This window comes from Rhizobium alarense (assembly GCF_021555155.1).
Classification (GTDB): domain Bacteria; phylum Pseudomonadota; class Alphaproteobacteria; order Rhizobiales; family Rhizobiaceae; genus Rhizobium_D; species Rhizobium_D alarense.
In genome coordinates, this window is the sequence record NZ_JAKGBU010000111.1 from 1 (window position 1) to 5,796 (window position 5,796).

At 67.3% G+C, this 5,796-nt stretch carries 5 protein-coding genes and 2 pseudogenes; 5 read left to right on the forward strand and 2 right to left on the reverse strand.

Translation table 11 applies throughout. The annotated features are described in order from the left end of the window. The 5 genes and pseudogenes from LXM94_RS23435 to LXM94_RS23455 form a co-directional block, all read left to right on the forward strand. Window positions 1–209, forward strand: a pseudogene (locus LXM94_RS23435) (TadE/TadG family type IV pilus assembly protein); the annotation flags it as partial. A 161-nt stretch (window positions 210–370) separates the two neighbouring features. Next, window positions 371–1,600, forward strand: a complete 1,230-nt coding sequence (locus LXM94_RS23440) for a phosphopentomutase (protein WP_235773933.1) — start codon at window positions 371–373, stop codon at window positions 1,598–1,600. Continuing rightward, window positions 1,597–2,565, forward strand: a complete 969-nt coding sequence (locus LXM94_RS23445) for an adenosine deaminase (protein ID WP_235773935.1) — start codon at window positions 1,597–1,599, stop codon at window positions 2,563–2,565. Before LXM94_RS23440 ends, LXM94_RS23445 begins: the two co-directional genes overlap by 4 nt. Window positions 2,566–2,677: 112 nt before the next feature. After that, window positions 2,678–3,307, forward strand: coding sequence for a uracil phosphoribosyltransferase (upp, locus tag LXM94_RS23450; protein WP_235773936.1), 630 nt, complete (start codon window positions 2,678–2,680; stop codon window positions 3,305–3,307). Between the two features lie 142 nt (window positions 3,308–3,449). Further along, entirely contained in the window at window positions 3,450–3,977 is a 528-nt protein-coding gene (locus tag LXM94_RS23455) for a retropepsin-like aspartic protease family protein (protein ID WP_235773938.1), read from the forward strand. Window positions 3,978–4,023: 46 nt separating this feature from the next. On the opposite strand, the gene deoA is transcribed toward LXM94_RS23455, so the two are convergent. After that, entirely contained in the window at window positions 4,024–5,376 is a 1,353-nt protein-coding gene (gene deoA, locus LXM94_RS23460; RefSeq protein WP_235773958.1) for a thymidine phosphorylase, read from the reverse strand. Then, window positions 5,372–5,796 (reverse strand): annotated as a pseudogene (locus tag LXM94_RS23465) (deoxyribose-phosphate aldolase); the annotation flags it as partial. The gene deoA and the pseudogene LXM94_RS23465, both read right to left, overlap by 5 nt.

Consider the following 5,796-nt stretch of genomic DNA (forward strand, 5'->3'; position numbering starts at 1 on the left):
ACGCCAAGGACACGAGCGTCACGGACCTGCCGACGGATCTGCTGGCCAACAAGGCCTTCATCGTGCGCACGGAGCTGTCGCTCGACCACGAGATTCTTTTGATGCTGCCTGGCCTCCAGGGCACGGTCATCAATCCGGTGACGCTGGAAAAGACGAGCTATTTCCGCCAGCGTGTCGGCAGTGAAATCACCTGCAGCGACTGCACCTGACGGCTGCAGGCCATCCCCGCCGATTTTTCTTGAGCGTCCATATCGCTCGTGGCATGTCTCCTCTCTTGCCGTGCGACAGGTTCGTCCGGCGCAAGACGATTCGCATGTTCCGATCCGAGCCGCCGCGCGCTCGGCGGACGTGAGCGACTGACGGGTGGACGATGGCGCGCGCCTTTCTCTTCGTACTGGATTCCTTCGGGATCGGCGGCGGTCCCGACGCGGACGCGTTCGGCGACCTCGGCGCCGATACGCTTGGCCACATAGCCGAATTCTGTGCCGCGGGCGCGGCCGATCGCGACGGGCTGCGGTCCGGTCCGCTCAGGCTGCCGAACATGTCGGCGCTCGGCCTGCTGCATGCGGCCCGTGCCGCAACCGGCCGTTTCCCTGCGGGCATGGACGTGCCGGCCCGCGTGTTCGGTCTGCACGGTGCGGCAAGCGAGGTGTCGCGCGGCAAGGACACGCCGTCCGGCCACTGGGAGATCGCCGGCACGCCGGTGATGTTCGACTGGGGCTATTTCCCGACGGACGGCGACGCCTTCGCGCCGGATCTCGTCGCCGCCGTCTGCACGCGCGGCCAGGTGCCCGGTATCCTCGGCAACTGTCACGCGTCCGGCACGGAAATCATCGCCCGGCACGGCGAGGACCATATCAGGAGCGGCAGGCCCATCTGCTACACTTCCTCCGATTCCGTCTTCCAGGTCGCCGCGCACGAGGTCCATTTCGGCCTCGACCGCCTTCTCGCCTTCTGCGAGACCGTGCGTGCCCTGCTCGACGAACGGCCGGGCGGACGCATCGGCCGCGTCATCGCCCGGCCGTTTGTCGGTGAGACACCGGAAACCTTCGAGCGGACCGGCAATCGCCGCGACTACTCGGTGCCGCCGCCCGAACCGACCCTGTTGGACCGGTTGACGGAAGCCGGCCGGACCGTATACGCGGTGGGCAAGATCGGCGACATCTTCGCCCATCAGGGCATCGGCCGGCTGGTGAAGGCGAACGGCAACATGGCCCTGTTCGACGCGACGTTGCGGGTCATGGACGAGGCCGCCGATGGCGATCTCGTCTTCACCAATTTCGTGGATTTCGACATGGTCTACGGCCACCGGCGCGACGTTGCAGGCTATGCGGCGGCGCTCGAGGCCTTCGACCGGCGCCTTCCCGAGGTCGACCGCAAACTGAAACCCGGCGACATCGTGCTGCTGACGGCCGATCATGGCTGCGATCCCACCTGGCGCGGCACGGACCACACCCGCGAACGCGTGCCGATCATGAGCTTCGGTCCCGGCATCCGTTCCCGGCTGCTCGAAACGCGCGAAAGCTTCGCCGATATCGGCGAGACGATCGCCCGGCATCTCGGCGTTGCGCCGGGCCCCTATGGAAGGAGTTTCCTGTGACGGCGCATATCAAGAAGGCGGAGCTGCACTGCCATGTCGAGGGCGCGACGCCGCCCGCGCTCGCGCTGGCACAGGCACGAAAATACGGCGCGGACACGAGCGCCTTCATCCGGGACGGGATCTATGTCTGGCAGGACTTCACGAGCTTCGTCCGGAGCTACGACGCGACCGCCATGCTTTTCCGGACGGCGGAGGACTATGCGCTGCTCGCCGAGACCTATCTGACGGAGATTGCAGCGGCGGGCGCGATCTACAGCGAGCTGATCGTTTCGCCGGACCAGGGCGATGCCGCGGGTATCGGCGCCGATGCCTATATCGCTGGCCTTGCGGCGGGTGCGGAACGCGCGCGGGAAAAGACCGGTATCGAATGCCGCTTCATCATTGTCGGCATCCGGCATTTTGGGCCCGAGCGCGTGGAGAAGGCCGCGCTCTACGCGGCGCGGCGCGCCCATCCGCTCGTCACCGGCTTCAACCTGGCGGGCGAGGAGCGCATGGGCCGCGTCGCCGATTTCGCGCGGGCCTTCGACATCGCGCGCGATGCGGGTCTCGGCATCACCATCCACGCGGGCGAGCTTTCGGGCGCCTTCAGCGTGCGCGACGCGCTCGACCATGTCCGGCCGCAGCGCATCAGCCACGGCGTGCGGGCCATCGAGGACGCCGATCTCGTGCGCCGCCTGGCGGGCGAGGGCGTGGTGCTCGAGGTCTGCCCCGGCTCGAATGTCGCGCTCTCCGTTTTTCCCGATTTCAGCGCGCATCCGCTTCGTGCGCTTCATGAGGCCGGCGTGCGCGTCACGCTCAATTCCGACGATCCGCCGTTCTTCCACACGTCGCTCTCCCGCGAATATGAGGTCGCCGCGTCGCTCATGGGCTTCGAAGAGGCGGACCTTGCCGCCATGACGCGCACCGCCATCGAGGCGGCCTTCGTCGACGACGCCACACGCAAGGCACTGCTCGACCGGCTGTGACGACCGTCTCACGCAACTGGGGAAGTTGCCGTATCGAGGCGTTCGTCTCTTGCCGGCGTGCGGCGTTCCGTGGAAAAAGAATCGTTTGCATCTTCCGGGAAAAGGGTTGGCCATGGACGGCGTCACAGTCATCGATCATCCGCTCGTGCAGCACAAGCTGACCATCATGCGGAAGAAGGAAACCTCGACCGGCAGCTTCCGGCGGCTGCTGCGCGAGATCTCGACGCTGCTCTGCTACGAGGTGACGCGCGACCTGGAACTGACCACCCAGCGCATCGAGACACCGCTTCAGGAAATCGATGCGCCGATCCTCGAAGGCAAGAAACTCGTCTTCGCCTCGATCCTGCGCGCCGGCAACGGTCTGCTCGAAGGCATGCTGGAACTCGTGCCGTCGGCACGCGTCTCGCATATCGGCGTCTATCGCGATCACGAGACGCTGGAGGCGGTCGAGTATTTCTTCAAGGCGCCCGACAGCCTTGGTGAACGCCTCGTCGTCGTCGTGGACCCGATGCTCGCGACCGGCAATTCGGCGATTGCGGCGATCGATACGCTGAAGGGCCGCGGCGCCAGCAACATCCGTTTCCTCTGCCTCCTCGCGGCGCCCGAAGGCGTCCGCAACTTCCGCGAGGCGCATCCCGACGTGCCGGTCTTCACCGCCTCAATCGACAGCCACCTGAACGAGAAGGGTTATATCGTGCCGGGCCTCGGCGATGCGGGCGACCGCATGTACGGCACGAAGTGATATCGGAATAGGTTGGCGTAACGATCCGTTTACCCTGTTCGACAAAGGCCGGGGACGGAGCGCCTGCGTCGGCCGAAGGGTTACGCGTCCGTTAGGGCGGTTGTGCTAGTTCGGGTCACATCCGACAGGGAGACCCGCGCCAATGCTGTTTCGCAGCCTTGCCTTTGCCGGCGGCATTGCCGCCGCCGCCATCTATGTCCCGCCGCTTGCCGGCGTCTATTTCAGCGGTGAAGCGAATCGCCCGGAAGTCGCCGCCGGCATCGCCGCGGCCGAGCAGGTGGCGGCCCAATCGTCCGCCGGTCGCCGCGCGACCTTGAGCGCCGACGGCAGCGGCCATTTCAACGGCAGCTTCGTCATCAACGGCAAGCGGGTCGACGGCCTGGTGGACACCGGCGCGAGCATGGTGGCGCTCAACCTGTCGACCGCCGAGCGGCTGGGCATCGCCCGCAAGGATCTCGCGTTCCGCTATGCGGTCGATACGGCGAACGGCAAGGCGCGGGCGGCGTATGTGCGGCTGAAGCGGATCGAGCTCGGGTCCGTCCGGGTGGAGAATGTCGGAGCCATGGTGCTCGACGACAAGGCGCTCTCCGACACGCTGATCGGCATGACCTTCCTCAAGGAACTGTCGTCCTACCAGGTCAGGGGCGACCGGATGGAGCTTGTCCGGTAGGGTTTCCTTCGAGACCGCAACCGGCCTGAAAGGCCGACCGGGAGCGCTACTGCAGCCCTTGTGCGGCCGGAACGCCGCGGCCCGCCGTGATGCGCTCGACGACAAGCGGGCCTTCTGGCGGGGGATCTTCGACGATGGCAAAGATTTTTCGCAGCCGCGCCGCCGCGTGCTCGGCCGCTTCCCGGCTTGCGGCATGCACCCTGCCGATCTCGTCGCCGCGCTCGATCCGTGAGCCGGGCGGTCGCAGGCGGTCGAATCCGACGCGATGGTCGATCGCCTGGTCCGGCCGCAGGCGTCCGCCGCCGAGTTCGATCACGGCCATGCCGAGGTCGCGCGTCGCGCAGGCGCCGAGAAAGCCGTCCCGCGCCGCCTGAACAGGCAGCACGACGGGGGCGGCCCTGAGACGGGTTTCGGGCCTGTCGAGAAGATCGGCGGGTCCGCCAAGCGCGGCGATCATGCGGGCGAACGTCTCCGCCGCATGGCCGCTCGACACGGCATCGGCCGCCTGCATACGCGCGTTGTCGAGATCGGCGGCCATGCCGGCGCCCACCAGCATTTCGGCCGCAAGCTCCAGCACCAGCGTCTCCAACCGGCTCCCCCGCTTGTCGCCCTTCAGGAACGCGACGCAGTTTTTCACCTCCAGCGCATTGCCTGCCGCATCGGCGAGGGGGTGGTTCATATCGCTGACGAGGGCGGTCGTCGGCAGGCCGGCATCGGTTGCCACCTCGACGAGGGACCGCGCAAGCGTGCGCGCCTCGGCGAGGTCGGTCATGAAGGCGCCGTTGCCGACCTTGACATCCAGCACCAGCGACTGCAGCCCGGCCGCGAGCTTCTTCGATAGGATGGAGGCGGTGATGAGCGGCACGGAATCGACCGTGGCCGTGACATCCCGGATCGCATAGAGCCGGCGATCTGCGGGCGCGAGATCCGCCGTCTGGCCGACGATGGCGCAGCCGACGTCCGCCACCGTCCGTCGGAAGAGATCCGGCGAGGGCGCAATCGTGTAGCCGGCTATGGATTCGAGCTTGTCCAGCGTGCCGCCGGTATGGCCAAGGCCCCGGCCCGAGATCATCGGCACGGCAAGGCCGCAGGCGGCGGCGATCGGCGCGAGCATCAGCGAGACGTTGTCGCCGACGCCGCCGGTCGAATGTTTGTCGGCAACCGGCCGGTCGAGAGCGCTCCAGTCGAGAACGGTGCCGGAATCGCGCATGGCGCGGGTGAGCGCCACCGTTTCGTCCGCCGCCATGCCCGTGAACCAGACGGCCATGGCGAAGGCCGCCGCCTGTCCCTCGGTCACGGTTCCCGCCGTCAGCCCGGCGATGAAGTCCGACACGGCCTCGGGTGAAAGCCTTTCGCCGTCGCGCTTCTGCCGGATGATTTCCTGCGGGATCATCTCAATAGGCCGCGGCGGCGCGGGCCGGCTCCCGGCCCTCCAGAACCGCGAGGATATCGTTGAGCAGTCCCGAGGCGCCGAAGCGGAAGGTCGACGGGATCGCCCAGTCGGGGCCGTGGATGGTCGCTGCGAGGTCGAGATAGAGGCGGGCGTCGCCAACGGTGCGCACGCCGCCGGCCGGCTTGAAGCCGACCTTGCGGCCGCTCTCCCGGATCGCGTTCAGCATGATGTCGGCCGCCTCCAGCGTCGCATTGACCGGCACCTTGCCGGTCGAGGTCTTGACGAAATCGCTGCCGGCCGAAATGGCGATGTGGGAGGCGTTGCGGATGAGGTCGCGGTCCTTCAGTTCGCCGGATTCGATAATGGTCTTCAGGAGGACGGGCGGCTCGCAGGCCTCGCGGACCGCCAGGATCATCTCCCGGACGG

Coding starts and splice junctions, on each gene's coding strand:
- LXM94_RS23440 (WP_235773933.1), top strand. CDS start 371: ATGGCGCGCGCCTTTCTCTTCGTACTGGATTCCTTCGGGATCGGCGGC.
- upp (WP_235773936.1), top strand. CDS start 2,678: ATGGACGGCGTCACAGTCATCGATCATCCGCTCGTGCAGCACAAGCTG.
- LXM94_RS23455 (WP_235773938.1), top strand. CDS start 3,450: ATGCTGTTTCGCAGCCTTGCCTTTGCCGGCGGCATTGCCGCCGCCGCC.